General features: G+C 69.3%; 24 protein-coding genes. 11 read left to right on the forward strand and 13 right to left on the reverse strand.

The annotated features are described in order from the left end of the window. The first annotated feature begins 84 nt into the window (after positions 1-84). The 7 genes from ACWF99_RS28415 to ACWF99_RS28445 all read left to right on the forward strand — a co-directional run bounded on the left by ACWF99_RS28415 (position 85) and on the right by ACWF99_RS28445 (position 6,867). Positions 85-843, forward strand: coding sequence for an ABC transporter ATP-binding protein (locus tag ACWF99_RS28415; RefSeq protein WP_452537858.1), 759 nt, complete (start codon positions 85-87; stop codon positions 841-843). A gap of 71 nt (positions 844-914) precedes the next feature. Continuing rightward, complete coding sequence (locus ACWF99_RS28420; RefSeq protein WP_378637204.1) at positions 915-1,640, forward strand: ABC transporter ATP-binding protein; 726 nt, start codon at positions 915-917, stop codon at positions 1,638-1,640. Further along, a complete protein-coding gene (locus tag ACWF99_RS28425; RefSeq protein ID WP_378637206.1) occupies positions 1,637-2,515 on the forward strand; it encodes a branched-chain amino acid ABC transporter permease in 879 nt (292 codons plus the stop codon). Before ACWF99_RS28420 ends, ACWF99_RS28425 begins: the two co-directional genes overlap by 4 nt. Then, on the forward strand, positions 2,512-3,552 hold the full coding sequence (locus ACWF99_RS28430; RefSeq protein WP_452537859.1) for a branched-chain amino acid ABC transporter permease: 1,041 nt from the start codon (positions 2,512-2,514) through the stop codon (positions 3,550-3,552). The genes ACWF99_RS28425 and ACWF99_RS28430 overlap by 4 nt, the downstream gene beginning before the upstream one ends. Further along, the gene (locus ACWF99_RS28435; RefSeq protein WP_378637209.1) at positions 3,542-4,798 is read left to right on the forward strand and encodes an ABC transporter substrate-binding protein; all 1,257 of its coding nucleotides are present in this window, start codon (positions 3,542-3,544) and stop codon (positions 4,796-4,798) included. The genes ACWF99_RS28430 and ACWF99_RS28435 overlap by 11 nt, the downstream gene beginning before the upstream one ends. An 80-nt stretch (positions 4,799-4,878) precedes the next feature. Next, on the forward strand, positions 4,879-5,625 hold the full coding sequence (locus ACWF99_RS28440) for a hypothetical protein (protein WP_452537861.1): 747 nt from the start codon (positions 4,879-4,881) through the stop codon (positions 5,623-5,625). Between the two features lie 84 nt (positions 5,626-5,709). Beyond that, a complete protein-coding gene (locus ACWF99_RS28445) occupies positions 5,710-6,867 on the forward strand; it encodes an acyl-CoA dehydrogenase family protein (RefSeq protein WP_452537862.1) in 1,158 nt (385 codons plus the stop codon). Here ACWF99_RS28445 and ACWF99_RS28450 read toward each other — a convergent pair. The 5 genes from ACWF99_RS28450 to ACWF99_RS28470 all read right to left on the reverse strand — a co-directional run bounded on the left by ACWF99_RS28450 (position 6,842) and on the right by ACWF99_RS28470 (position 10,994). Further along, positions 6,842-7,813 (reverse strand): TIGR03564 family F420-dependent LLM class oxidoreductase, encoded by a 972-nt coding sequence (locus tag ACWF99_RS28450; protein WP_452537864.1) that lies wholly within the window; start codon positions 7,811-7,813, stop codon positions 6,842-6,844. The genes ACWF99_RS28445 and ACWF99_RS28450 overlap by 26 nt on opposite strands. Positions 7,814-7,984: 171 nt before the next feature. Then, on the reverse strand, positions 7,985-8,800 hold the full coding sequence (gene hisF, locus ACWF99_RS28455) for an imidazole glycerol phosphate synthase subunit HisF (protein WP_378637218.1): 816 nt from the start codon (positions 8,798-8,800) through the stop codon (positions 7,985-7,987). A gap of 5 nt (positions 8,801-8,805) precedes the next feature. Further along, complete coding sequence (locus ACWF99_RS28460) at positions 8,806-9,627, reverse strand: inositol monophosphatase family protein (protein WP_378637220.1); 822 nt, start codon at positions 9,625-9,627, stop codon at positions 8,806-8,808. 8 nt (positions 9,628-9,635) lie between these two features. Next, on the reverse strand, positions 9,636-10,367 hold the full coding sequence (gene priA / locus ACWF99_RS28465) for a bifunctional 1-(5-phosphoribosyl)-5-((5-phosphoribosylamino)methylideneamino)imidazole-4-carboxamide isomerase/phosphoribosylanthranilate isomerase PriA (protein ID WP_452537865.1): 732 nt from the start codon (positions 10,365-10,367) through the stop codon (positions 9,636-9,638). 141 nt (positions 10,368-10,508) lie between these two features. Beyond that, entirely contained in the window at positions 10,509-10,994 is a 486-nt protein-coding gene (locus ACWF99_RS28470) for a carboxymuconolactone decarboxylase family protein (protein ID WP_378661089.1), read from the reverse strand. 166 nt (positions 10,995-11,160) lie between these two features. On the opposite strand from ACWF99_RS28470, the gene ACWF99_RS28475 reads away from it, so the two are divergent. Continuing rightward, positions 11,161-12,066 (forward strand): RNA polymerase sigma-70 factor, encoded by a 906-nt coding sequence (locus ACWF99_RS28475; RefSeq protein ID WP_452537867.1) that lies wholly within the window; start codon positions 11,161-11,163, stop codon positions 12,064-12,066. A gap of 36 nt (positions 12,067-12,102) precedes the next feature. On the opposite strand, the gene ACWF99_RS28480 is transcribed toward ACWF99_RS28475, so the two are convergent. Continuing rightward, on the reverse strand, positions 12,103-12,705 hold the full coding sequence (locus ACWF99_RS28480; protein ID WP_378661081.1) for a maleylpyruvate isomerase family mycothiol-dependent enzyme: 603 nt from the start codon (positions 12,703-12,705) through the stop codon (positions 12,103-12,105). Positions 12,706-12,935: 230 nt separating this feature from the next. On the opposite strand from ACWF99_RS28480, the gene ACWF99_RS28485 reads away from it, so the two are divergent. From ACWF99_RS28485 to ACWF99_RS28495, 3 genes are read left to right on the forward strand one after another with little or no spacing between them, the layout of a single operon-like run. Then, on the forward strand, positions 12,936-14,177 hold the full coding sequence (locus ACWF99_RS28485) for a DUF2786 domain-containing protein (RefSeq protein WP_378637232.1): 1,242 nt from the start codon (positions 12,936-12,938) through the stop codon (positions 14,175-14,177). Positions 14,178-14,225: 48 nt separating this feature from the next. After that, on the forward strand, positions 14,226-15,017 hold the full coding sequence (locus ACWF99_RS28490) for a helix-turn-helix domain-containing protein (RefSeq protein WP_452537869.1): 792 nt from the start codon (positions 14,226-14,228) through the stop codon (positions 15,015-15,017). A gap of 54 nt (positions 15,018-15,071) precedes the next feature. Next, a complete protein-coding gene (locus tag ACWF99_RS28495) occupies positions 15,072-16,046 on the forward strand; it encodes an alpha/beta fold hydrolase (protein WP_452537870.1) in 975 nt (324 codons plus the stop codon). A 38-nt stretch (positions 16,047-16,084) separates the two neighbouring features. On the opposite strand, the gene hisH is transcribed toward ACWF99_RS28495, so the two are convergent. The 7 genes from hisH to ACWF99_RS28530 all read right to left on the reverse strand — a co-directional run bounded on the left by hisH (position 16,085) and on the right by ACWF99_RS28530 (position 25,513). Next, positions 16,085-16,714, reverse strand: a complete 630-nt coding sequence (hisH, locus tag ACWF99_RS28500) for an imidazole glycerol phosphate synthase subunit HisH (RefSeq protein WP_378661072.1) — start codon at positions 16,712-16,714, stop codon at positions 16,085-16,087. Continuing rightward, entirely contained in the window at positions 16,711-17,325 is a 615-nt protein-coding gene (hisB, locus tag ACWF99_RS28505; protein WP_056824871.1) for an imidazoleglycerol-phosphate dehydratase HisB, read from the reverse strand. Before hisB ends, hisH begins: the two co-directional genes overlap by 4 nt. Before the next feature lie 23 nt (positions 17,326-17,348). After that, a complete protein-coding gene (locus ACWF99_RS28510) occupies positions 17,349-18,476 on the reverse strand; it encodes a histidinol-phosphate transaminase (RefSeq protein WP_378637240.1) in 1,128 nt (375 codons plus the stop codon). Beyond that, on the reverse strand, positions 18,473-19,810 hold the full coding sequence (gene hisD, locus ACWF99_RS28515) for a histidinol dehydrogenase (RefSeq protein WP_378637243.1): 1,338 nt from the start codon (positions 19,808-19,810) through the stop codon (positions 18,473-18,475). The genes ACWF99_RS28510 and hisD overlap by 4 nt, the downstream gene beginning before the upstream one ends. Positions 19,811-19,940: 130 nt before the next feature. Then, a complete protein-coding gene (locus tag ACWF99_RS28520; RefSeq protein ID WP_452537873.1) occupies positions 19,941-21,539 on the reverse strand; it encodes a protein kinase domain-containing protein in 1,599 nt (532 codons plus the stop codon). Positions 21,540-21,627: 88 nt separating this feature from the next. Next, positions 21,628-23,370, reverse strand: a complete 1,743-nt coding sequence (locus tag ACWF99_RS28525) for a penicillin-binding transpeptidase domain-containing protein (RefSeq protein ID WP_378637246.1) — start codon at positions 23,368-23,370, stop codon at positions 21,628-21,630. A 67-nt stretch (positions 23,371-23,437) separates the two neighbouring features. Beyond that, entirely contained in the window at positions 23,438-25,513 is a 2,076-nt protein-coding gene (locus ACWF99_RS28530) for an acyltransferase family protein (RefSeq protein ID WP_452537875.1), read from the reverse strand. Between the last annotated feature and the right edge of the window lie 25 nt (positions 25,514-25,538).

The raw sequence follows: 25,538 nt of genomic DNA on the forward strand, positions 1-25,538 counted from the left end.
TGTCCGCAGCGGACGAGCGGCGGCCCAGTTCTTGGTCCATAACGTCCGATGTGGGCTCCGACCTGCGATCTTAGTGTTCCTCGCATGCTCGAGATAACCAACCTGACGGTGCGCTTCGGCGGCATCACCGCCCTGCAGGACGTCGGGTTCACGGTCGCCCCCGGCGAGATGGTCGGCCTGATCGGACCCAACGGCGCGGGCAAGACCACCCTGTTCAACTGCCTGACCCGGCGCAATCGGCCGACGTCGGGCACCCTGCGCTACCGCGAAACCGATCTGTCGACGGTGCGTCCCGACGCTCTCGCCGGGCTCGGCATCGCCCGCACCTTCCAGAACCTGGGCTTGTTCCCCCGCCTTTCGGTGCGCGACAACATCCTCGTCGGCGCCCATCACCGGGCCTGCGCGGGCTTCGTGTCGGCCGGACTGCGGTTGCCCAAGGTCCGCCGGGAGGAAAAACTACTGCGCGCCGAAGCCGACGAACTGCTCGAGCGCCTCGAACTCACCGCGGTCGCCGACCACGTGGCCGCGGGCCTGCCCTTCGGCACCCTCAAGCGCATCGAACTGGCCAGGGCGCTGGCGGTGCGGCCGCAACTGCTGCTGCTCGACGAGCCGGTGAACGGGCTGAGCCACGGCGAGGTCGACGAATTCGCCGACCGCCTGCGCGCGCTGCAAGCCGACCTCGACCTCACCGTGATCGTCGTCGAACACCACATGGGTTTCGTGATGGGCACCTGCGATCGGGTGATCTGCCTCGAGTTCGGCCAGGTGATCGCCGAAGGCGAACCCGAAGCGGTGCAGCGCGATCCCGCCGTCATCCGCGCCTACCTCGGAGCTTCGGCATGAGCGGTCAGCGACCGGAGGCGGAAGCGGAGCGTAACCACACAGGCCGCCCGAGCATGCCCGAGGAGAACAGCATGAGCGAATTCTTGACGGTCACCGATCTGCACGCCGGATACGGCGCGGCGAAAGTCCTGCACGGCGTGAGTTTCTCGGTCGAGCAGGGCACCGTGTGCGCGATCCTCGGCCCCAACGGCGCGGGCAAGACCACCCTGCTGCGCGCCCTGTGCGGCATGGTCAAGGTTCGCGGCAGCCTGCTGCTCGACGGCGACGAGGTGTCCGGTCGCGCGCCGGAGTCCATGGCGCGCCGCGGCGTCGCCCATGTTCCCGAGGGCCGCGGCACCTTCGCCCCGCTCACCGTCGAGGAGAACCTGCGCTTGGGCGCCTACCCCCGACGCGACCGTACCGGCGTCGACGCCGACCTGCGCCGGGTCTACGACTACTTCCCGATCCTGCGCGACAAGCGACGCGACGCGGCAGGCGGCCTGTCCGGCGGACAGCAGCAGATGCTGGCCATCGGCCGAGCGCTGATGCTGCGTCCCCGGCTGTTGCTGCTGGACGAACCCTCGCTCGGTCTCTCACCGCTGGTGACCCAGGAACTGTTCGGGATCGTGCACACCATCAACGAAGAGGAACGCACCACCGTGATAGTCGTCGAACAGAACGCCCACCTAGCCCTCGGCGTCGCGCATCAGGCGCATGTGCTCGAGACCGGGCGAGTCGTGTTGTCGGGCACCGCGGCCCGGATCAAGGCCGACGAGCAGGTCATCCGCTCCTACCTGGGATACAAGGTGGCGCCGTGACCGAGTTCGTCCAGCAACTCGTCGAGGGACTCTCGGCGGGCGCGATCTACGCGGGCCTGGCGCTGGCGCTGGTGCTGATCTACCGGTTCACCGGGATCGTCAACTTCGCCCAGGGCGAGCTGGCCATGTTCTCGGCGTTCCTGGCCTGGCAGTTGAGCCAGACCATGCCGTTCTGGGCGGCGCTGATCCTCACCCTGGCGATCTCGTTCGCCGCGGGCATGGTGATCGAACGGGTGGTGATCCGGCCGGTCGAGGGCGCTCCCGAGATCACCCTGGTGATCGTCACCGTCGGCTTGTTCTTCACCGTCAACGCCGCCGCGGGCTGGATCTGGTCGTACCAGGTGAAGTCGTTCCCGAATCCCTTCCCCGACGGCGCGTTGCGCGGTGGCGGGATCAGCGTCGGCTACGGCAGCCTCGGCATTCTGGCCGTGGTGGCCGTGGTGATGGCGCTGCTGTATCTGCTGTTCCGCTACACCAGGATCGGGCTCGCGATGCGGGCGGTGGCGTGTAATCCGCAGTCGGCCCGACTCGTCGGGATCCGGGTCGGTACCGTGCTCGCCCTCGGCTGGGGACTGGCCGCGCTGGTCGGGTCGGTCTCGGGGGTGCTGTCGGCGCCGCTGCTGTTCCTCGAACCCAACATGATGGGCGGGGTCCTCATCTACGCCTTCGCGGCGGCCACGCTGGGTGGGTTCGACTCCCCCGGCGGCGCGGTGGCCGGCGGTCTGATCGTCGGCGTCGCCGAAACCCTCACCGGCGCTTACGTCGACGCGATCGGCACCGAACTCAAGATCGGTGTGCCGCTGGTGATCATCCTGGGCGTGCTGTTGCTGCGCCCGCAAGGTCTGTTCGGACACGCGGCGGTGGAACGAGTATGAGCGAAGTGAACATTGCGGCAACGACTTCGGTTGCCCCCGTCACGAAACCGGCACCGCGTCGGCTGACTACGCTGCGCTGGTCACTCGTCGCGACAGCCGCGGTACTCCTGCTGGCCTGCGTCGCACCCTTCCAGCTGGTGCCCTTCCACACTTTCCAGCTGGCGATGGCGATGATCTACGCGGTCACCCTGCTGGGGCTGAATCTGCTGGTCGGCCACACCGGCCAGATCTCACTCGGCCACGGCGCGTTCTTCGCGGTCGGCGCCTACACCGCCGCGATCGCGATGAAGCAGTGGGACACACCCTATTTCGCCACCATCCCGATCGCCGCGGCCGTCACCTTCGTCCTCGGTTTCGCCCTCGGCGTCCCGGCGCTGCGACTGCGTGGGCTGTATCTGGCACTGGTCACCCTGGCCATCGCGATCTTCCTGGTGCCGCTGCTCAAGCGATTCGACGGGGTGACCGGCGGCTCCATGGGACTCATCGTCGACAAGCCGGTGCCGCCCGCCTGGACCGGCCTCGCGGAGGACCAGTGGCTGTACTTCCTGGCGCTGGCCACCACCGTGATCGGCTTCGTGCTGGTGGCCGGAATGCTGCGCTCGCGCGTGGGCCGCGCGCTGCACGCGGTGCGCGACAACGAGATCGCCGCCGAGGTGCTCGGGGTGAATCTGGCGCACTACAAGACCCTCGCCTTCGCCTGGAGCGCGCTGCTGGCCGGCGTCGCGGGCTGCGTCTACACCTGGGTGATCGCCTTCGTCTCGCCCGACTCCTTCGCGCTGACGCTGTCGATCACGCTGCTGGCCGGGCTCGTCGTGGGTGGGCTCGGCACCACCTGGGGCCCGCTGCTGGGCGGACTGTTCGTGATGTTCGTGCCCAGTTTCGCCCAGGACGTCAATCAGGCCGCACCCGGCGTCATCTTCGGACTGCTGATCATCGCGGTCATGTACCTCGCGCCGAAGGGTTTGGCCGGCCTGGCCACCCAGTGGACGCAATGGCTCGGACATCGTGTCCGGAAAGGGAACACCCATGCGCACTAAGCCAATCCGCACCCTCGGCCTGACAGCCGCGCTCCTCGCGACGCTCACCGCGTGTGGCGGTCGTGGCGAGGAGACCGGCACCGTCGGGCTCGGCGACTGCAAGGGTCAGCAGACCACCGGCATCACCGACAGCACCATCAAGCTCGGCGGGGCGTACCCGCTGTCGGGCCCGGCCTCGGCCTACAGCGAGGTGCCCAAGGGCATCAGGGCCTACTTCGACTACATCAACGCCGAGCAGGGCGGCATCGACGGACGCAAGGTCGAGTACATCGTGCGCGACGACGGCTACCAGCCGCCCAAGACCGTCGAGGAGACCCGTCGACTCGTCGAACAGGATCAGGTGTTCGCGGTCTTCCAAACACTGGGCACCGCGACCTCTTCGGCGGTGGCGGACTATCTCAACCAGCGCAAGGTGCCCCAGATCTTCGTGGCCACCGGGGCGAACAAGTTCGGTTCCGGCACCGAGCACCCCTGGACCATCGGCTGGCAGCCCAGTTACCGCACCGAGGGGCTGGCCTACGCGCAGTACGTGAAAGCGCAGCGGCCGAACGCGACCGTGGCGGTGCTCTACCAGAACGACGACTTCGGCAAGGACTTGCTGGCAGCATTCACCGAGGGTGTCGCGGGCAGCGGGGTGAAGGTGATCGCCGAGCAGAGCTTCGAGGTCACCGACCCCACCGTCGATGCCCAGGTACGCAACCTGGCCAATTCCAGAGCCGATGTGCTGCTGAACTTCTCGACCCCGAAGTTCGCCTCGCAGGCGCTGGCCGCCGACGTGCGCAACGCCGACTGGAATCCGTTGCACGTGCTCGCCGTGGTCTCCAACACCATGGCCACCCTGCGCCCGGTGGGGCTGCCCAACGTGCAGGGCACGGTGACCGCGGCGTTCCTCAAGGACGCCGCCGACCCGCGCTGGGCCACGGACGCGGGCATGCAGACCTACCGATCCAAGCTGGCTCAGTACGCCCCCGGCGCCGATCCCGAGAACCAGCACGCGATGGCCGGATGGACGATGGCCGAGAGCTTCCGCAAGACCATGGAAGCGGCGAAGTGCCCGACCCGAGAGGGCCTGCGCGACGCGATGCGCTCGCTGGACAACGTCTCCGCCGACCTGATGCTGCCGGGCATCGCGATGAAAACCGGTGCGGGCGACGGTTATCCGCTCGAGGCCGTCGGTATCCAGACCTTCGTCGGCGAGCACTGGTCGCTGACCGACGGCGGTCTGATCGACACCACCGGCAAGTAGTCGCTGCCCCTCCCTCGTTGCGCAGTGCATCCCAGCGTGCGCGGCTCGTCCGAAGTACCCCCGATCGATGAGGATCACAGATGAAGATGTCAACCACCCTGGCCACGGCGGCCATGACCGCGCTCGCCCTGTGTGTCGGTACCGGGACCGGCAACGCCGATCCCGCACCACAGACCGAGGTGCGCTACGAGGTGAGCAGGCAGGGTGACTCCGCGGTGCTGTCCACCGACGGCAAACTGCAGGTCGTCGACGGCCAGCTGGTGCTCACCACCGGCGCCGACACCCCGGTCGCCGCACTGCCGCTGACCTACCGCATGGACGACAGGGTGTTCCCGATCGCCGCCACCATCGACGGCGGCACCGCGACGCTGACCCCGTCCAAGGAGGGCGGCACTGCGGTGGCCCCGGCGACGAACCTGATCACCCAGGACGTGGCCGCGCAGCAGATCGCCGAGTCCTTCACCCCGCGTGATCAGGCCGCGCTCGGCGTCCTCAGCCAGCGCCTCGGCGTCGGTGGCGCCGTGGCGGCCATCGTCGGCGCGGTGGTCGGCGGCGGCATCGGTTGCCTGGTCGGCGGTGCCGCGGGCGCGACCATCGCCAGCCCGGTGATCGTGCTGCTGGTGCCGTGGGTCGGCGCCACCGTGGCCGGTTGCGTGCTCGGCGCGGCCACGCTCGGTGCGGTCGGCACGATGATCGGTCTGGTCACCGTCGGCGGTCCGCTGGCGCTGTTCTCGGCCTACCAGTACTTCTCGACCATTCTCGCGCCGTGCCCGGCCGAGCTCGGCGCCTACTGCAAGGACCCCGCGGTCCCCACGCCGCCGAAGTAGTACGCACCGCCCTCTCGCCGGCCCACCCGATCACCGCGTCGGGCGGGCCGGCTCGTGGCCGTTTCCGGCCGGTAAGGATTCCCCATGCGCAGAACAGTTTTCGATGCCGAGCACCGCGCCTTCCGTGCGACGATGCGCGCGTTCATCGATGCCGAGGTCGTGCCGAGTTTCAGCAAGTGGTACGACGACGGACTGGTGCCGCGCGAATTCTATTACCGGCTGGGCGAACTCGGGATCCTCGGCATGGAGGTGCCCGTCGAACACGGCGGATCCGGCCTGGACTCGTTCCGGTACCGGGCGGTGCTCACCGAGGAGATCGCGCGCGCCGCGGTGTCTTTCGGCGGCTCCAGCGCTCATGTGTCGCGCTGTCTGCCCCTGATCAACGACCTGGCGACCGCCGAACAGCGGCAGCGCTGGCTGCCCGGATTCGTCACCGGCGAAACGATGTTCGCGCTCGCGGTCGCCGAACCGGGCACCGGCTCGGAGCCGTCGGACATGCGTACCACCGCGCCCCTGTCGCTGGACGGCAGCGAATACCTGCTCAACGGTTCGAAGACCTACGTCATCGGGGGCGCGCACGCCGACCGCGTCATCGTGTGCGCGCGTACCGCGCCACCGAGCGCGGACGACCCCACCTACGGCCTGTCGCTGCTGGTCGTCGACAGCGCCGCCCCCGGCTACCGCGTCGGGCGCGCCCTCGACACCCTCGGCCGAAAGGTCTGCGACATAGTTCAGCTCACCTTCACCGATGTGCGGGTGCCGGTGACCGATCGGCTCGGTGCCGCGCACCGTGGCGACGACCATCTCGCCGCACAGCTGCCACGGGAACGGCTCACCATCGCCGTCGGCGCCCACGCGCAGGCCAGGGCCGCGGTGCGTTTCGCGCACCGCTTCACCGCCGAGCGCACCGCGTTCACCCACTCCGTGGCGAGCTTCCAGAACACCACGTTCGAGCTGGCTGCCTGCCGCGCCGAGGTCGACGCCATCGAGGCGGTGGTCGATCGCGCGCTCGCCGCCCACGATCGCGGCGACCTGACCCCCGCGGACGCGGCCTCGGCGAAGCTGTTCTGCACCGAGTCGGCCGGGCGGGTGATCGACCGCTGCCTCCAATTGCACGGCGGGGTCGGCTATCTCGCGGACTCCCCCATCGCCCGCCTCTACGCCGACCACCGCATCGATCGGATCGTGGGTGGCACCAGCGAAGTGCTGCGCACCATCATCGCCGCCGAGATGGGGTTGTGACGCCGGATCGGCGGGCGCGATCGAGCTCACCGAGCAACCGCCAGGTGCGCTGCTGGTCCTCGGGCGTGGTGAGGTCGGTCTGGGAGAACACCACATCGGTGGCGCCCGCGGCGAAGTAGTCGGTCACGCGGGCGGCGACCGCCTCCTCGTCACCGATCACCACGAGTTCGGCGGCCCGCTGGGCGCCCGACAGCGCGACCACGCGCTGATACGACGGAATCGTGTCGTAGAAGGCGGTTTTCGCCTCGGCGATGCTCCGGGCCGCGGCGACGTCGGCGGTCACGACGCCGGGCACCATCGCCACGATGCGGGGATGCGGCCTGCCCGCGGCCGTCGCGGCGGCGGTCAGCGGCGCGACGATATGTTCGGCCAGCGCCTCGGGACCGACCAGGAAGGGCAACGTGCCGTCGGCCAGTTCGCCGGTGGCTCGCAGCGCCTGCGGCCCCATGGCCGCGACCAGCACCGGCACCGTCGGGTCGGCACCCGCCACCGCCGCGGGCATCGGACTGGCGGCGGTCACCGTCTCACCGCGGAAGTCCACCGCACCGGTGTCGAGAATCGACCGCAGCGCCGTGAGGAATTCACGCAGCCGGAGACCGGGCCGGTCGAACGGCCCACCGAACGCGCGTTCGGACAGCGACCGCGCGCCGAGCCCCAACCCGAGCACGAACCGTCCACCGGTCGCCGCCTGCGCGGTCTGCGCCTGACCGGCCACCAGCAGCGGATGCCTGCCCGGCACCGGAACGACCGAAGTCCCCACTTCGATTCCGGGCACCGCCCGGCCGATCAACGCCGCCAACACGATCGCGTCACTGCTGAAGGTCTGCCCCAACCACACCGAACTCAGCCCCACCTCGGCGGCGACTGTGCCCAGATCGACGGCCGTGTCCACGGCATTGGCGGAGTTGTCGAGAACGAACGGGGACAACGCGATTCCGATGCTCATCCCCGCACCAACGTCGGCGACAACGGAAATCATCGCGATCCACGCACGATGATTCCAATGTCGGCGACCAGCTCACCGTCGGCGCTCGGTCGATACGTTCCGCCGGATCATCGTGCTGTGACGCCGAATCGGTTCGGCGTCAGGTGAATTCGGCTCGACACCTGACTGATGTCAGCGGACGGTGATGCCGTCCGCGCGCATCGCGTTCTTCACCTGGCCGATGGTGAGGTCGCCGAAGTGGAAGACGCTCGCGGCGAGGACCGCGTCGGCGCCGGCGTGGACAGCGGGCGGGAAGTGTTCGACCGCGCCCGCGCCGCCGCTGGCGATCACCGGAACGCGCACCGCGGCGCGCACCGCCGCGATCATCGGCAGGTCGAAACCGGCCTTGGTGCCGTCGGCGTCCATCGAGTTCAGCAGGATCTCGCCGACACCGAGTTCGGCGCCGCGGATGGCCCATTCGACGGCGTCGATGCCGGTGCCACGCTTGCCGCCGTGGGTGGTGACCTCCCAGCCGGACGGGGTGTCGGGCTGACCGTCGGGCACGGTGCGCGCGTCGACCGAGAGCACGATGCACTGGGCGCCGAAGCGTTGCGACATCTCGAACAGCACCTCGGGGCGTGCGATGGCGGCGGTGTTCACCGACACCTTATCGGCGCCGGCGCGCAGCAGCCGGTCGACATCCTCGACCGTGCGTACGCCACCGCCGACGGTGAGCGGGATGAAGATCTGCTCGGCGGTGCGGGTCACCACGTCGAGCATGGTGCCGCGGTCGCCGGTGGAGGCGGTGACGTCGAGGAAGGTCAGTTCGTCGGCGCCCTGGGCGTCGTAGGTCGCGGCCAGTTCCACCGGATCGCCCGCGTCGCGCAGGTTCTGGAAGTTGACGCCCTTGACCACGCGACCCGCGTCGACGTCCAGGCACGGGATCACGCGGACCGCCAAGGTGCTTGGCGCGGTAGTGCCGGGTCGTTCGTCGGTGCGCGGTGTCATGGGGTTCACCCTCGTTCTTCTTCGCTGACGGTGCAAATCATTTCCAGCAGTTCCTCGTGCACGCCCGGCGCGGCGGCCAGCACCGAACCGGAGGTGATCGTCCACGGCGCGCCCGCCAGGTCGGTGACCACGCCACCCGCGGCGCGCACCAGCGCGACCCCGGCCGCGTTGTCCCACGGATGGTGCCCGAACACGACCGCGCCGCCGAGCACCCCCGAGGCGGTGAACGCCAGGTCGATGCCGGTGGCGCCGTGCATCCGCACCCGCGAGGACAACCGGCTCAGCGCACCGAGCAGGTCGAACCGGAACTGGCCGGGGATGCGACCCGCCGAGTCGAGGTTGAAGGCGCCGAATCCGATCATGGAGTTGGCGAGCTTGCCCGGTTCCAGCGGCGGCAATGCCACACCGTCGAGATACAAGGGTCCACCGGTCACCGCGGCGTAGCGGCGACCGAGCATGGGCAGCCAGGTCAGGCCGATCACCGGCTCGCCCTCGTGCACCAGTGCCAGCAGGGTGCCCGACATCGGGTGGCCCGAGGAGTAGTTGAAGGTGCCGTCGATCGGATCGAGTACCCAGGCCGTGCCCGAGGTGAGCGCCGGTCCGCCGAATTCCTCCCCGTGCACCGCGATGCCGGTCCGTTGCTGGAGTTCGGCGGAGATGGTGCGTTCCAGCTCGAGATCGAGTTCGGTGGCGAAGTCGTTGCGGCCCTTGGTCACCGCGCTCGGCGCGCCGAGTCCTTCGACGAATCGCGGGACCACGCCGTCCAGGATCTGGGTGGCGACGGTCAGCAGGTCGGTCAGTTCGGCGGTGCTCGGCGCGGCGGTCATCGGCGGTGTCAGCGCACCGCGGCCAGAGCTTCGGGCAGCGTGAAGCGGCCCGCGTACAACGCCTTGCCGATGATCGCGCCCTCCACACCGTCGTCGGCCAGGCCGGCGATGGCGACGAGGTCGTCGAGCACCGAGATGCCGCCGGAGGCGACCACCGGTGCCTCGGCGGCGTTGGCGACCTCGCTCAGCAGCTCGAGGTTGGGGCCGGTCAGCGTGCCGTCCTTGGAGACGTCGGTGACCACATACCGCGCGCAACCGTCACGCTCGAGGCGTTCGAGCACCTCCCACAGGTCGCCGCCGTCGGTCACCCAGCCACGACCGCGCAACCGCCACTGTCCGTCGACCTGCTTGACGTCGAGCCCCACCGCGATCCGGTCGCCGTACTCGCCGAGCACTCGCGCGCACCACTGCGGATTCTCGATCGCCGCGGTGCCGATGTTCACCCGCGCGCACCCGGTCGCCAGTGCCGCCTTCAGCGAATCGTCGTCGCGGATACCACCGGACAGCTCGACCTTCACGTCGAGTTCGCCGACGACCTGAGCGATCAGTTCGCGATTGCTCCCCTTGCCGAAGGCCGCGTCGAGATCGACCAGATGCACCCACTCGGCCCCCGCTTGCTGCCACGCCAACGCCGCGTCCCGAGGCGACCCATAGCTCGTTTCGCTACCGGCCTCCCCTTGCACAAGGCGCACGGCCTCACCATTGGCGACATCGACAGCGGGCAACAGCACAAGACTCACGCATTCAGACTAGTAGGTCTGTGTCGCCGTTCCCGCAACGGTCCGCGACGGTGAGGCCCGTGTCACGCGAACCGCGCGCACAGACGCTCGGCGTCGAGCGGGTCGGCCCGGATCCGACGACCCGGGCCGACCACGATTCGCTCAGCCTGCCGCGGTGTCGAACGCGCCGGGCTCGTAGGCACCGCCCTGCCGGCGCAGGATGACACCGAGCCGGTTGGCGGCGTTGATCTGGGCCACCACCGCGATCAGGGCGGCGAGCTGCTCGTCGTCGTAGTGCTCGCGCACCTGGGCCCAGGTCTCGTCGGACACGCCCCGCGCGGCGTCGGCGACGCGGGTCCCTTCCTCGGCCAGCGCCAGCGCCGCCCGTTCCGCGTCGGTGAACACGGCCGACTCACGCCATGCGGCAACGAGATTGATCCGCGTCGCGGACTGCCCGGAGTGGGCGAGATCCTTGCTGTGCGCGTCGGTGCAGTAGCCGCAGCCGTTGATCTGGCTGACGCGCAGCATCACCAGGTCCTGGGTGGCTTTCGGCAGGGTCGACCGGATCAGTGCCAGGCTGGCGTTGCCGAACCGCTTGCCGAACTCGGCGCCGACCTCGGTGCCGAAAAGGTTGAATCGGGGTTCCATGACGTGTTCCTCACTGCTGGTGCTGAATCGAACGACCATGAGACGGCGGCGATCGGACCTCCGTAACAGCTCGTCGACGTGATGCACGCCACTGCGGATCGGTGTTACGCGACGGCCTCGGCCGGCGTCTGGTGTGCGTCACATCCGAGTGGAAAAGGAGCTACCCATGGCGCCACAGCCCGAGGGCACAGTGAAGGACCCGGCGACGGAGGTGTTCGTCGCCCATCGCAATCTGCTGTTCACGGTCGCCTACGAGATGCTCGGCTCGGCTGCCGACGCCGAGGACGTCCTCCAGGAGACGTGGCTGCGGTGGGTGGGCGTCGATCTCGACGCGGTGCGCGACCAGCGCGCGTATCTGGTCAGGATCACGACCCGCCGGTCCCTCGATCGGTTGCGCACGCTGGGCCGGCGCCGGGAGTCCTATGTCGGCCCCTGGCTGCCCGAACCGCTGCTGACCACGCCCGACGTGGCCGAGGACGTCGAGTTGGCCGAGAGCGTCTCGATGGCGATGCTGCTCGTTCTGGAGACGCTGACGCCGATCGAAAGGGCGGTGTTCGTGCTGCGCGAGGTATTCGATCTGGACTACGACGAGATCGCCGAGGCCGTCGACAAGAGTCCGGCCGCCGTCCGCCAGCTGGCATACCGGGCGCGCGCCCACGTCGCAGCTCGCCGACCGCGCGGCATCGTGTCGGCGAGCGAATCCCGCGATGCGCTCGCGGCGTTCCAGCGGGCGATCGAGACCGGCGATCTCCAGAACCTGCTCGACCTGCTCGCACCGGATGTCGTGTTCCTCGGCGACGGCGGCGGAATCAAGCAGGCCGCGCTGTCGCCCATCGTGGGGGCCGATCTGGTCGCCGCCTTGCTCACCGCCAGTGTGCCCAGGATCGGCGCGGCGATGACTGTCGAATCAGCACAGCTCAACGGCCACCCGGCCCTGATCCTGCGCCTCGACGGCGTCATCGACACAGTCTTCGCGGTCCGCGTCGACGACGGCTTCATCACCGGCCTCTACTCCGTCCGCAACCCCGACAAGCTGTCGCGGACCGATACAGCGACCACGCTGCGACGCTGACCTGGTCGGCCTTCGCCGCCGGCAGGCGCGTGGTAGTCAGCCGAGGCGGCGGCGGAGTTCGGGGAGTCCGCCGCCGGTGAGGTCGTCGAGCGCGGCCGTGCGGCCGACGACGGCCAGGGCGATGGCCTCGCCGGGGCCGCGCACTTCCGGGCCGTCGCCGGAGGACCAGTCGACGTCGGTGGCGACGAAACGCAGACCCTTGGCGTACCTGGCCGGGAAGGCGAAGGGGTCGGGGTAGTTCAGGACCGCGATGAGACGGTCGGCGGGAATCGTCCGCGGGCGGCCGAGGGGACGGCGGATGTCCTGGTGGTGAACCACGAGGTCGGAGAGCATCAGCCGCGGTGAGTACTTCGACAGGCGACCCGACTCGGTGTCGAGCTTGTCCACCAGCTGCGCGGTCGTCAGCCCCGAGAACGCCTGCGCGAGTGCGCTGTTGGTGCGGTTGACCGAGCCCCGGCTCTTCACCACGACCGCTGCGTAGCCCAGCGGGCTGAGGGTGTCCTGCAACAGGTGCCCGACGACGTCACGAACCCGCCACCCCGCGCACAGCGACGGCGTCTCCCATTCGTGCTCGCTCAGCCCCCGCAGCAGTTCGACCAGCTCCGCTCGTTCGTCGAGCACCATCCCCCGATAACTCATCCCGCCAGCCTAGGCTCACCGACCGACTTCCGAAACCCTCTTGCCGCAGTTCCGTTGGGCGAGTAGCGATTACGACCGCACGATCAACCAGGAGTCGCTGACCTGCCTCGACAATTCGACGCAGGCCGACGACCCCGCGGCCGCACAGGACCGATGCGCGACAATGGACGCCGCGAACACACCTACCCCCGTTGCGGGTACTACCTCCACGAACAGGATCGGCGCAACCCTTGGCCAAGCAGAATCGTCGGCGCCGGACTGGCCGTAAACCGGCAGCCGCTCCCGGACTTCCGATCGATGCCGCGTGGTCGGGCGACCGGTCGCAGGTGGCCGACGCGATCGCGACCGTGGCCTTCCTCGCCGCCCAGGGCGACAAGAACGCCATCGGGCGATTCGCCGAACAGGTCGCGGGCGCCGAATCGGGCGCCGGAGTTCAGCTCGCCGCTCAGCGAATCATTCTTCGCGCCTTCGAGTTCGGCTGGTTGCCTCGCGATGTTCACGAGGCCGCGCGCAGACGGGTGGACGAGTTCGCGGTGAGTTACCTGACCGATCTGATGGCCGAGCACCGGTCCGATTTCTCCGCCGAGTCCGTCGACGAGATCTGGCAGGCGCAACTGGACGAGCTGGGCGCCACGGTGTGGTGGACATCCGAGCAACCCCACCTCGATCAATGGGCCGACCGGGCACTCCTCACCCGTGAAGAGGCTCTCACGGCAGCCCTGACCGCCCTCGCCCTGCTCGTCCAACTCCCGAAACTCGAACAGATCGTCGCGCTCCCCGGCACCCGCAGGCAGAGCGCCACCCATCACCATGTGGACGAGAAGACCCTCGGCCGAGTGCGCGGCCTGCTCGCCAAGGCCGAATCGACGTCCTTCGCCGAGGAAGCGGAAACGCTGTCCGCCAAGGCGCAAGAACTCATGACCAAGTACGCGATCGACCGCGCCCTGCTCGACACCCAGCGCACCGACCCCGACCTCCCCGCCGCCCGCCGCATCTGGCTGGAAACCCCCTACACCGACGCCAAAGCCCTGCTCATCGACATGGTCACCCGAGCCAACCGCTGCCGCGCGATCTTCGTCGCCGACTGGGGATTCGTCACGATCGTCGGCGACGACCCCGACCTCGACGCCGTGGAGATCCTGTCCACCTCCCTGCTCGTCCAAGCCACCCGCACCATGATCGACAACGCCACCACCGAGGAATCCCGCTCCCGCCACTACCGCAAGGCCTACCTCACCGCCTATGCCACGCGAGTCGGCGAACGCCTCGCCGACGCCGCCGAAGCAACCATCGCCGACTCCCCCGACCCCACCCACTTGCTCCCCGCCCTCGCCACCCACCGACAACGAGTGGACAAGGCCTTCGCCACCTACTTCCCCACCGCCCGCACCCGAGGCATCACCATCCGCAGCGCCGAAGGCTGGACCGCGGGCACCGAAGCCGCCGACCGAGCCCACTTCGACAACTCCTGATCACACCGGCAGGCCCCACGATTGTCGCGTCGTCCGTACGCTCGATGTGTGCGGCCCATCATGTCCGAACACGAGCTGGACGACGGCTGGGAGTTGGCCCGGTCGACCGGATCGGCGATGGCGGGTGTCACGATGGAGGGGTTCCGCGATCGCGGGTCGGCGGGGTGCGATCTGCGGATCTTCGCTCGACCGGAGGTCACGGTGGTGATCCAGTTCGGAGATGATCCGCTCACTGCCGAAGATCCTGGCCGGCAGTCGATGTTCGACGGATTGGTCGCCGGACTGGACCCGGGAATCCGCCAGGTCTACGCAGCGCGCGTCGAATGTGTCGAGGTGCGAATGTCGCCGATCGCCGCCTACCACCTGCTCGGTGTCGCGCCGGCCGCCCTGACCGGCACGATGATCGGCCTCGACGACCTCTGGGGTCCGGCGGCGCCACTGCTGCGCGAACAGCTGGCCGAAACAGCAACGTGGGCAGAAAGATTCGCACTGACGTCCCGGTTTCTCACCCTGCGCGAATCGACCAGGACGGCCGACCCGGAGGTCGCCGCAGCGTGGGACCGCATCGTCGCCGGCAACGGCGGCGTGCGGGTACGGGAGCTGACCGAACTCACCGGCTGGAGCCGCAGACGCCTGTGGTCGAGGTTCACCGCCCAGGTCGGCGTGACACCGAAACGCGCCGCGATGCTCACCCGGTTCCGGCACGCGTTCGACCTGCTGACGACCGGCCACTCGCCCGCGAATGCCGCTGTGGCATGCGGCTATTCGGATCAATCACACCTGCACCGCGACGTGTCGGCCTTCGCCGGCGTCACACCGGGTGCGCTCACGGCGCCCTGACCGCCGGAACATTCGTTCAAGACAGCGCACCCTGCCGCACCCCACAGTGAGTGCATGAGCAATTCCCGAGGTCTGCAACGCCGGATCCGCGCCGCCGAGCAGCGCGTCGCCGACGCCTACGGACTCACGATCAGCGAGCACCTGTTCACGCTGCGCGACCCTTCGGTACAGGTCCGCGTCCTGACCGCCGGATCCGGCGAACCGGTCGTCCACATCAACGGCATCTCGGCACCCGCCATGGGTATGGCACCGCTGATCGCCCACCTGCCCGGCTTCCGACACATCCTCATCGACCTGCCGGGCCACAGTCTCGCACCCCCTTTCACCTGGCAGGGAAGTACCGTCCGCGAGCTGGCCACGGGTGTACTCACCGGAACACTGGATGCGCTCGGCGTGGATCAGGCCGCGTTCGTCGGCAGCTCCCTCGGCGGCTTGTTCACCCTCTGGGCCACGCTGGACGCGCCGAAACGGCTCACGCGAGCAGCGATTGTCGCCACCCCCGCCACCGCCTTCCCCGGCATGCGCGGCATTGCCGAGATGGAGTCACTGACCTCCCCGCTGCGCGGCCGTATCGACGAAAGGCTGATGCGACTGCCGTCCCCGCGGTTCGTGGCCCGCTTCGCCCTCACCGAGGCGCTCGGGGCGACAGCGTCTCGTGCCATGTCCGACGACATGCTCGATCTGCACCGACTACCGCTGCGCCTGCCCGGCCAGGCCGCGTCCTACCGCGCGCTGCTGTGTCGTCTGATGCGGGGACGTATCGCGCGCCCCGACAACGTCCTGACCGATGACGAACTGGCTCGGATCACCACGCCGCTGCTGTTCGTCTGGGGCGAGCACGACGTTTTCAGCTCCCCTGACCAGGCTCGACCATCGCTGACGAAGATCCCCGGCGCGCGACTCGTCGTCGTCCCCGGCGGTCACGGCCCGTGGTTCGACGACGCGGTCCGCTGCGCGACACCGGTCCGCGCGTTCCTGTCAGGCGACCCGGCGCACGCCGGAACCGCGCGGGAACGCCACCGCGCCTAGCCACGGTTGCCGCACGACAGTCAGCCGAGGTGACCGGCTTACAGCGAGCCGATCCAGTTGCGCAGCAGTTGCGCACCCGCGTCGCCGGACTTCTCCGGGTGGAACTGGGTGGCCGAGAGCGGTCCGTTCTCGACGGCGGCCAGGAAGGGGACGCCGTGTTCGGCCCAGGTGAGCTTCGGGGGGGCGATGTGCTCGTTGCCGGGGAGTTCCCACTGTTGGGCCGCGTAGGAGTGGACGAAGTAGAAGCGGGTGTCGGCGTCCATGCCGGCGAACAGGGTGCTGTCGGCGGGTGCCTTGACCGTGTTCCAGCCCATGTGGGGAAGGACAGGAGCGTCCAGTCCCGCGACGGTGCCGGGCCATTCGCCGCAGCCTTCGGTCTCGACACCGAACTCGACGCCGCGGTCGAACATGATCTGCATGCCGACGCAGATGCCGAGCACGGGACGTCCACCGGCGAGGCGCTGGCCGATCATGCGATCACCGCGCACCGACAGCAGCCCGGCCATGCAGGCCGCGTACGCGCCGACGCCGGGGACGACGAGGCCGTCCGCGGCCAAGGCGGCGGTGGGGTCGGCCGTGACCTCCACCTGCGCACCGGCGCGTACCAGCGCGCGTTCGGCGGAGTGCAGATTGCCGGAGCCGTAGTCCAGCAGCACAACGGATTTCACAGCACTCCCTTGGTGGAGGGCACACCACTGACCCGGGGGTCGATTTCCACGGCGGCGCGCAGAGCCCGCGCGACAGCCTTGAATTCGGCCTCGGTGATGTGGTGCTGGTCGCGGCCGTAGAGCACCCGCACGTGCAGCGCGATGCGGGCGTTCTGCGCGATCGACTCGAAGACGTGCTTGTTGAGCACCGTCGAGTACGAAGCGCCGGGGCCCGCGCTCGGGATGATGGTGTGCACGAGGTGTTCGGGCTCACCGGTGAACACGCAGTACGGCCGGCCGGACACGTCGACGGCGGCGTGCGCGAGGGTCTCGTCCATCGGGATGAACGCGTCACCGAAGCGGCGGATCCCCTTCTTGTCGCCCAGCGCCTGCCCGAGCGCCTGTCCCAGCACGATCGCGGTGTCCTCGACCGTGTGGTGCGCTTCGATCTCGATGTCACCCTCGGCCCGTACCACCAGGTCGAACCCGGCGTGCGCGCCGAGCGCGGTCAGCATGTGGTCGTAGAACGGCACCCCGGTGGAGATCTCGGTCTGCCCGGTGCCGTCGAGGTTCAGCTCCACCAGAATCGAGGACTCTTTGGTGACGCGTTCCACCCGCGCTGTTCTGCTCATGATGTGTTCCTCCACAGGTGGATTCAGTGAGTAAGGGCGGTGCCCGCGATATCGCGGCTCACGCGCAGGAATTCGTCGTTCTCGGCGGCCAGGCCGATGGTGGCGCGCAGGTACCCGGGGATGCCGACATCGCGGATCAGCACACCCGCGTCGAGATAGTGCTGCCACGCGGCGCCCGCGTCGGTGAACCGGCCGAACAGCACGAAGTTGGCGTCGCTGGGGATCACGTCGAATCCGAGCGCGGCCAGTGCGGCGGCGACCCGATCACGCTGGGCCGCCAGTTCCGCGACGCTGCCCAGGGTTTCGTCAGCGTGACGCAATGCCGCGCGCGCGGCGGCCTGGGTGACCACCGACAGGTGATACGGCAAGCGCACCAGCAAAATCGCGTCGATCACCGCAGGCGAAGCGGCGAGGTAGCCCAGGCGCCCACCCGCGAACGCGAACGCCTTGCTCATGGTGCGGGTGACCACGAGCTTGGTTGGGAACCGGTCGATCAACGTGATCGCGCTGGGTGCCGCGGAGAACTCCCCGTATGCCTCGTCCACCACGACGATGCCGGGCGCGACCTCGAGAATCCGCTCGAGCTCGGCGATCGGGATGCTGTGGCCGGTCGGGTTGTTCGGGCTCGTCACGAACACCACGTCGGGTCGGCGTTCGGCGATCTGGGCCACCGCGTAGTCGATGTCGAGCGAGAAGTCACCGCTGCGCTTGGCCTCGACCCACTCGGTGTCGATGCCCTCCGAGATGATCGGGTGCATCGAGTACGAGGGCACGAAACCCAGTGCGCTGCGGCCCGGTCCGCCGAACGCCTGCAACAGCTGCTGCAGGATCTCGTTGGAGCCGTTGGCCGCCCACACATTCGCGGTGTCGACGGCGATGCCGGTCTGGCGGGTCAGATACTCGGCCAGGTCGTGGCGCAGCGCCACAGCGTCGCGATCCGGGTACCGGTGCAGATCGGCGGCGGCGGCGCGCACCGACTCGGCGACATCGTCGATCAGCGCCTTGCTGGGCGGGTGCGGGTTCTCGTTGGTGTTGAGCTGCACCGGCACCGTCAATTGCGGCGCGCCATAAGGCGATTTGCCCCGCAGGTTGTCGCGCAGCGGTAGCTGGTCCAGGGTCGCCGAGGCGCCGGGCACGGTGGGAGTACTCACGACAGCGCCTCGAAACGCGCCTGCACGGCCTGCCCGTGCGCGGGCAGATCCTCCGCGTTGGCCAGGGCGACAACGTGTCCGGCGACATCCTTCAACGCCGCCTCGGTGTACTCCACGATGTGGATGCCACGCAGGAACGTCTGCACGCTCAGTCCCGAGGAGTGCCGCGCGCACCCCGCGGTCGGCAGCACGTGGTTCGAACCCGCGCAGTAGTCGCCGAGGCTGACGGGCGCCCACGGGCCGACGAAGATCGCACCGGCACTGCGCACCCGCGCGGCGACAGCGGCGGCGTCGACGGTCTGGATCTCGAGGTGCTCGGCGGCGTAGGCGTCGACCACACGCAGACCCTGCGCGATGTCGTCGACGAGCACGATCCCGGACTGCTTGCCGCTCAACGCTTCCCGCACGCGATCGTGGTGCTTGACCACGGCGAGCTGAGCGTTCACGGCGGCGTCGACCGCGTCGGCCAGCGCGGGAGAATCGGTGACCAGCACACTGGCGGCGAGCACATCGTGCTCGGCCTGGCTGATCAGGTCGGCGGCCACGTGCACCGGATCGGCCGTGGCGTCGGCCAGCACGGCGATCTCGGTGGGGCCCGCCTCGGCATCGATGCCGACCAGCCCACGGCACAGCCGCTTGGCCGCGGTGACGTAGATATTGCCCGGCCCGGTGATCAGGTCGACCGGCTCGAGCGCTCCACCGTCGGTATCGACACCGCCGTAGGACAGCAACGCCACGGCCTGCGCACCGCCGACCGCCCACACCTCGTCGACGCCGAGCAGCGCGGCGGCCGCCATGATCGTCGGGTGCGGCAGCCCACCGAACTGTGCCTGCGGCGGCGAGGCCACCACCAGCGACTCGACGCCTGCGGCCTGCGCGGGCACCACGTTCATCACGACCGACGACGGGTACACGGCGTTGCCGCCGGGCACGTACAGCCCGACCCGCTCCACCGGCAGCCACTTCTCGGTGACGGTGCCACCGGGCACGACCTCGGTCACCGTGTCGGTGCGCCGCTGATCGGCGTGCACCTTCCTGGTCCGCTCGATCGCCACCTCGAGTGCGGCGCGCACCGCCGGGTCCAGCTCGGCGAGCGCCTTGGTCAGCTCGCCGACCGGTACCCGCACCACGGCGGGCCGCACTCCGTCGAACTTCTCGCTGTAGTCCAGCGCCGCCTCGGCGCCCCGGTCCCGAATGTCCTCGACGACCGGCCGCACATGATGCAGCACCGAGTCCACGTCGACCCCTCCGCGCGGCAGCGCGGTGCGCAGCTCGGCAGCGGAAGGAGTACGACCGCGCAGATCGACGCGGGCGAGCTCGATGCGGGAAGTCATATCGGGGTACGGTCCTGTTCTGTGGTGGGGCTCAGGTCAGGTACCAGCCTAATGGTCGCCCGCCATCGCTTTTCCACCCACATCCCGCCGAAGCGACGGACCCGACCGGCGGATCCGTCGCGGACACCAGCTAGCGGGTATCTCCGTCGATGCGCAGACTGCCACCCGAGCTCACCACGCGCATGACCATGGCCTTGGTCGAGCCGTTGATGGTGATGCTGGCCAGGCGCATATTCGTGGACCCGTCGGCGTTGTTGCCGCTGACCGCGGTGATGCTGGCGAAGGTGTCGACGGTGCGGGCGTTCCAGTACTCGCGGAACGCGGACTCGCTGCCGTAGACCTGCTGCGCGGCCGGGGTGAGCAGCGACCACGAACCGGCCGGGTCACTGAAGAAGTTCTCGACCAGCAGACCCGCCGATCCGATATCGACGGTGCCGACGTTGCTGGCCTGCCCGAGCGGCGGAACCGCCGCGCTGGGCTTCGGTGCCGCCGACGACTGCGCCGAGGTCTGCGGACCGGCCTGCACTTGCGGCGAATCCGAGTCGGAGCTGTTGAACGCGCTGAACGCCACGGCGATCGCCGCGACCACCGCACCCACCGCGGACCCGATCAGCACCGCACGACCCTTGCCCGCCTGCTTGCGCGGGGCCGGCATCGGCTGAGCCTGGGTGCGCGGGTGCGCGGCGGTGTCCTGACGGACCTGCGGACGCGGGTTCGAGCGGATCTGACGGGTCGTGGCGGTGGACGCGCCCGCATGGGAGGCCCGGCGACCGGACTGCCGGATCACCTGGGTGGTCGCCGCGGAGTTGCGACGGTTGAAAGCCTCACTGGCGGGGACGAATCCGGCGGGCACCGCGTTCTCGTCCTCGGCGAACGCGGCCAGCGCGTCGCGGGCCTCGGTCATCGTCGGACGGTCGAGGGGGTCCGGGCTGAGCAGATCGAGCAGGAAGTCGGTGGCCGGGCCGGCGTTGTGGGGCTCGCGCACCTGTCCGTTGGCGGCGGCGTAGAGCACCGCCAGCGGGTTGGCGTTGGCGCCGTAGGGCGGTTCGCCTTCCAGCGCGTGGAAAAGCGTTGCGCCGAGGGCGAATACGTCGGCGGCGGGGGTCGGATCGGAGCCGCGCGCGACCTCGGGGGCCAGATAGGCGGCGGTACCGCAGATCAGCCCGGTCTCGGTGAGCGTCACGTCGCCTGCCGCGCGGGAGATGCCGAAGTCGGTGATCTTCACCTCACCGTGGTCGCCGAGCAGGATATTGCCCGGTTTCACGTCGCGGTGCACCAAGCCCGCCTGGTGGGCGGCGATCAGGGAGGAGGCGACCTTCTCCCCGATGCGGGCGACCTCGAGCAGCGGCAGCGGGCCCTTCTGGCCCAGCTCACCCGCGAGGCTGACCGACTTGAGGTACTCCATCACCAGGCACGGATCACCGTTGTGCTCGGTGATGTCGAATACCACGATGGCATTGGGGTGCTGGAAGCGTGCCGCGTTGCGGGCTTCCCGAATCGCGCGCTGGCGCAACACATCCCGCTCGCCCTCGGGCAAGCTGGGTTTGATGTGGATCTGCTTCACTGCCACGGAGCGTTGGAGGCGTTCGTCGACAGCACGCCATACAACGCCTGTGCCGCCGCTACCAATACGCTCGACCAGGCGGTAATGCTCCGCGATCTTCTGACCGGTATCGATGGCGCCTACTCCGAACCTTCTCGAAATTGTGACATCCCGCGTATTGACCATGGATATGGTCCGCCGCCGAGTGTAGCTGGCTGGGTGATGACCGCGTGCGGCAGCGGGGGGATTGCTCGCCTGCGGGGGGAAAGACGACTCATGGTGTCACACGTAGCATCCGTCCCGCTGCCTCGACCGCCGGTCCGGAGCTTCCGGCGTCCGCGACGAACACCGCGAACGCCCGGTCACCGTCGATGCCGACGAACCAGCCGTGGGCGTGGGTGTCGTCGAGGTACTCGGCGGTACCGGTCTTGCCGAGCAGGCCGGGGATGTCACGCAGGGCGGTGGCTGTACCCGCACTCACCGTCTCCCCCATCATGGTCTCTAGCTGCGACGTCACCGTCGCGGGCACCGGCGCCGAAGGCCGGTCGGGAGTGCCGGGACGGCCGCGGATGATGCTCGGAGCCGGCGCGGAACCGTGCGCGAGGGAGGCCGCGACGAGCGCCATTCCGAACGGCGAAGCCGTCACCGTGCCCTGTCCGATGCTCGATTCGACCCGTTGCGCCGGACTTTCGGCGGGTGGAACTTTCCCTGTGACAGTCGTCAAGCCGGGTGTCACATAGTCCACCCCGAGACCCAGCTGCTGGGCCGCCGCGGTGAGTCCGTCGGCAGGCAATTTCACTCCCAGCTCGGCCATCGTGGTGTTGCACGAGCGTGCGAACGCGGTGTGCAGAGGCACCATACCCAGGTCGAAGCCGTTGTCGTTGGGAATCGTGCGGCCCTCGATGGTGGCGCGGCCGGGACACGGCAGCACGGTGTCGGGCGTGACCCCGCCCGCTTGCAGTGCCGCCGAGACCGTGACGGTCTTGAACGTGGACCCCGGCGGGTAGAGGCCGGTGAGCGCGATCGGGCCCTGAGCGTCGGCGGGCGCGTTCTGGGCGACGGCCAGCACCTCCCCGGTCGAGGGGCGCAGCGCGACGATGGCGGCCGGAGTGGCGATCGGGGTGAGTGCGTCCTCGGCGGCGTGCTGTAGATCGATGTCGAGGGTGCTGGCGATGTCGGCGGTGGGCTTCGCGTCGGGTCCGGCGATGCGCTGAGTGCCTTCGGCGGTCTGCGCGCGAATCGCCCAGCCCGCGGCGGTGTCGGCCTGTTCCTGCCAGATCTCGGCCAATCCCCCGATGGTGGGTCCGGCGAGGGTCTTGTCGACGGTGAGCAACCGGGTCTGTGGCGCGAGCGTCACTCCGCGCACGCCCGTCAGCGCCTGCTGCACCGGTGCGATGTCGGCATCACGCAGCGCCACGGCGGTGATCGGTTTGCCCTGTGCCGCAGCGAGATCGGTTCGCAGGGTGGTCTCGGTGACGCCCTGCGGCGCGAGCAGCGCGGCGACGGCGGGCAGGTCGGCGTCGGGCGCGACGTTGACCAGCGTCACCACCTGCTGGGTCATCAGGTCACCGCCGGAGGCGTCGAGTACCCGCGCCGGTTTCGCCGCGACCGGGCTGTAGCTGAGCGGGCCGAGGTCGAGGCCGGGCGCGACGGTGGTCGGCTGCCAGGCGATCTTCCACTCGTCGTCGCCGGTGGTGGTCCCGGCGCTCGAGTAGGTCCACGCGTTGCGGCCGTCAGGGCCGAATTTCCAGGTGGATTCCAGCGTGAAGGACTTGCCGTCGGTGGACGACACCCGGACCGTGTCGTTCTTGCCGAGGTTCTCGAACAGCGCGGTCAGGACCGGCCGGGCCTGCTCCGGTGCATCCGTGAGCGCGGCGGCGGCGGATGCGTCTGCGCTGGTGAGCGCGGCGGCGAAGGACTCGGCGACGGTCTGGGGCTGGTCGGGTCCGGAGGAGCACGCGAGGGGCAGCGCAGCGAGCGCGACGAGCAGGACCGATGCCTTTCGTGGTGTGCGCACGAGTCCGAGACTAGCTCGATCCGTGGTGCCGGTGGGGTTGTCGTTTCTGCTGTGACGAGCCCGTCCGCTACCACCAGCCGGTGATCGCCCCGATCTGGCGGCCGAGTTCGGGGGCGAGCGAGCGGGCGTAGCTGGCGGTCAGGTGGTGCTCGTCGCGATAGATGAGCACATTGCCCTCGACCACCCGGCAGCGCTGCGGTCGGCAGACAGCGTCGGACAGGTCGAGCGGATGGACGTTCGGGTAGCCGGCCGCGGGCTCCTGGGCGGGATCGCGCGAGTCGAGCACGTCGGCGCGATCGAGCCCGCAGCTGTCGGGGTCGCCGCGGTGGGCGAGGCAGTCGGTGGCGCGGTAGAGGACGCCGTCGCGGCGTAACCGAGGCGTGTCACGCAGGGCGAGCACGTTGAGGCCACGGTCCTGCAACGCCGTCCATACTTCGAGGTATTCGTTGGGCACCTCGTCGCCCGTGCCGTTCTGGCGGTAGCGGGTGGACAGGGTCAGCACCCAGTTCGGAGGGTCGGCAGCCAGCCGGTCGAGCACCTCGACCGACCATTCGTGACACTCGGGGAAGGGCCACTCGGCGTAGGACGGCTGATCGGCGAGGACGACCGGACAGCCTTCCTTGAGGTAGGAGACCACCCGGAATCCGTGTTCGAGGGCGAGTGGTTCCAGCGCGGGCAGCCAGTGCTCGGAGTGCGACCCACCGACCAGCGCGATCGAGCGCGCGGCGGTGGGGTCGCCGTAGGTACAGACGCGAACTTCCCGGTTGGGGGTGATGCAGCCGTCGGTGGTCGGCGGCGGAGTGTCGGCCTGTCCTTCGAAGACGGTGGGCCGCATGGGTTCCGGTGAGTATTCGGCACCGGAGAGCAACGCGGCGGCGCCCGGATAGCGGTGGGTGTCCAGCGCCTGCGGCGGCACGGCCGGGTTGGCCACCAGCACCACCTGCCACCCCAGCGAGGCGATCAATACCGCGACCGCGGTGGCGGTGACCAGGGCCCCGGTCAACCTTCGGTTCTCGGCCTCCTGGCCGCGCGGTGGCATGCGCAGGGGAGACTCGATCAGCCGGTTGGTCGCGTAGGCCAGGGCCAGCGAGGCGCCGATCACCACCACACCGTCGACGACGCCGGCATTCGCCCGCCCGGTCTCGCCGAGGTAGAAGATCAGGATCGGCCAGTGCCACAGGTACAGCGGATAGGCCAGCGCGCCGAGTTCGGTGCAGAACCGTCCGCCCAGCAGGCGGTTCGGCCACGACCGCGCGGCCACGCCGAATCCGGAGGCGATCACCAGGCAGGCGGCAGCCACCGGCCAGAGCGCCGCGACACCGGGGAACTGGTTCGCGCCGTCGAACAGCGGCCCACACGACAGCACCATGGCCAGACCGAGGGCGGCCGCGAGCCCACGCAGCCGGTTCGGTATCCGCAGCCAGGGCGCCGCGACGGCCAGCATCGCACCGGCCAGCAGCTCCCAGCCGCGCGCGATGCTGTCGTAGTAGGTCCAGGCCTGGTGCTGCGCGGTGCCCGATGCCGCGTACCAGAACGACAGTGACGCCAGCCCGGCCAGCACGATCAGCAAGGTGAGCCGCCCGGCCGAACCGCGCCTGCGTAACCAGGCCCACCCCGCCAGCAGCACGAAGATCGCCAGGTAGAACTGCCCCTGCACCGACATCGACCACAGGTGCTGGAGCGGGCTCACCGACGGATCGGGCGAGAGATAGTCGAGCTCGGCGGTGGCCAGATACCAGTTCTGTCCGTAGAACATCGACGCCAACGTCTGCGCGGCGGCTTCGCCCAGCTGGGTGTAGGGCCGCAACACCACTGTGGCGAGCAGAATCGCCGCTAACACCACCACCAAGGACGGCATCAGCCTTCGCGCGGTCCGTCGCGCGGTCTCCGCCGCGGACACCCCGCCGCGCCGCTCCACCCCGCGCACCACGGCGCCGGTGAAGAAGAACCCCGACAGCACCAGAAAGACATCGACACCGCCGGATACGCGGCCGGCCCACACATGGAACGCCACCACGAGCGCGATCGCTATCCCGCGCAGCCCGTCCAGATCCCGGCGGCGTTCGACGGTGCCACGGACCGCCGCACCCGGCGATGCGGTCCGAACATTCGGCACCAACGACCCCACAGAATCGGCCCCCACAAAGGAATTGTTTCCCGGCAAGTAA

This window comes from Nocardia sp. NPDC055002 (assembly GCF_053608825.1).

What these genes read in the sequence shown, in the direction of transcription:
- ACWF99_RS28415 (WP_452537858.1), top strand. Translation starts at nt 85, where the DNA reads ATGCTCGAGATAACCAACCTGACGGTGCGCTTCGGCGGCATCACCGCC.
- ACWF99_RS28420 (WP_378637204.1), top strand. Translation starts at nt 915, where the DNA reads ATGAGCGAATTCTTGACGGTCACCGATCTGCACGCCGGATACGGCGCG.
- ACWF99_RS28430 (WP_452537859.1), top strand. Translation starts at nt 2,512, where the DNA reads ATGAGCGAAGTGAACATTGCGGCAACGACTTCGGTTGCCCCCGTCACG.
- ACWF99_RS28435 (WP_378637209.1), top strand. Translation starts at nt 3,542, where the DNA reads ATGCGCACTAAGCCAATCCGCACCCTCGGCCTGACAGCCGCGCTCCTC.
- ACWF99_RS28440 (WP_452537861.1), top strand. Translation starts at nt 4,879, where the DNA reads ATGAAGATGTCAACCACCCTGGCCACGGCGGCCATGACCGCGCTCGCC.
- ACWF99_RS28445 (WP_452537862.1), top strand. Translation starts at nt 5,710, where the DNA reads ATGCGCAGAACAGTTTTCGATGCCGAGCACCGCGCCTTCCGTGCGACG.
- ACWF99_RS28450 (WP_452537864.1), bottom strand. Translation starts at nt 7,813, where the DNA reads ATGAGCATCGGAATCGCGTTGTCCCCGTTCGTTCTCGACAACTCCGCC.
- hisF (WP_378637218.1), bottom strand. Translation starts at nt 8,800, where the DNA reads ATGACACCGCGCACCGACGAACGACCCGGCACTACCGCGCCAAGCACC.
- ACWF99_RS28460 (WP_378637220.1), bottom strand. Translation starts at nt 9,627, where the DNA reads ATGACCGCCGCGCCGAGCACCGCCGAACTGACCGACCTGCTGACCGTC.
- ACWF99_RS28470 (WP_378661089.1), bottom strand. Translation starts at nt 10,994, where the DNA reads ATGGAACCCCGATTCAACCTTTTCGGCACCGAGGTCGGCGCCGAGTTC.
- ACWF99_RS28475 (WP_452537867.1), top strand. Translation starts at nt 11,161, where the DNA reads ATGGCGCCACAGCCCGAGGGCACAGTGAAGGACCCGGCGACGGAGGTG.
- ACWF99_RS28480 (WP_378661081.1), bottom strand. Translation starts at nt 12,705, where the DNA reads ATGAGTTATCGGGGGATGGTGCTCGACGAACGAGCGGAGCTGGTCGAA.
- ACWF99_RS28495 (WP_452537870.1), top strand. Translation starts at nt 15,072, where the DNA reads ATGAGCAATTCCCGAGGTCTGCAACGCCGGATCCGCGCCGCCGAGCAG.
- hisB (WP_056824871.1), bottom strand. Translation starts at nt 17,325, where the DNA reads ATGAGCAGAACAGCGCGGGTGGAACGCGTCACCAAAGAGTCCTCGATT.
- hisD (WP_378637243.1), bottom strand. Translation starts at nt 19,810, where the DNA reads ATGACTTCCCGCATCGAGCTCGCCCGCGTCGATCTGCGCGGTCGTACT.
- ACWF99_RS28520 (WP_452537873.1), bottom strand. Translation starts at nt 21,539, where the DNA reads ATGGTCAATACGCGGGATGTCACAATTTCGAGAAGGTTCGGAGTAGGC.